At 57.5% G+C, this 743-nt stretch carries 1 protein-coding gene; it reads right to left on the bottom strand.

What is annotated here, in order from left to right; all coding sequences use genetic code 11:
• On the bottom strand, positions 1-729 hold a 729-nt coding region (locus tag WG89_RS31530; protein ID WP_172806963.1), incomplete at its 3' end, for a hypothetical protein.
• Between the last annotated feature and the right edge of the window lie 14 nt (positions 730-743).

Here is a 743-nt window from a genome sequence, read left to right on the forward strand (position 1 = left end):
GCCGCCCACCGTGATGTCAGTGGCATTCAGCTGGACTTCCTGACCCGAACTCATCTCATTGGTGATCGCACCGGTGGTGGTGATCCGGTCGGTGCCTGCAACGGTCAGGGCATTGTCCGTGGAGAAGGCCAGATTATCGCCCCGTACCGCCCAGCCTTTATTGGTGGCGTCGGTAACATTGCCCTGGGTGGTCAGTTGGGTGGTACTGCCAATGGTCAGGCCCCGACCGCTGGACGAGATAAGGTTGGCACCGTCCACGGACCAGTCGGTGGTGCTGTTGTCGGTAATGTTTCCGGACGTATTGACCCGGTCCACGCCACTCAGTGACCGGCTGCCACTGGACAGTGCCTGGGTACCGGTGACTGTCCAGGCGCCGCCTGTACTATCCGTCACGATATCCTCAGAGTCGTCCGAATTGGTACTGCTGCCGGTATAACTTGAACTGCCAGTAAAAGTCATGCCCGCCACTGTGATGGTCGAGACATCACTGTCAGTCTTACCCAGCTCGACCGTCTGACCCACTGTCAGGCCATTAGCGATGCCCTGGGTGGTCTTGATCTGACTGACGCCAGTGAAGGTAATCGAGCCTCCTTTGGCAATGGTATTGCCTTCTACTGTCCAGTTACCGCTGTTGGCGTTATCGTCCACCTTCGCGGTACTGGAGACCCGGTTGATCTGGCTGAAGTCGTAGTTCTTATAAAGGATCTGCCCCGCCGCAGCCAGATTCATTTCATCGCTGTCTG

The organism is Endozoicomonas arenosclerae, from assembly GCF_001562015.1.
Lineage (GTDB): Bacteria > Pseudomonadota > Gammaproteobacteria > Pseudomonadales > Endozoicomonadaceae > Endozoicomonas_A > Endozoicomonas_A arenosclerae.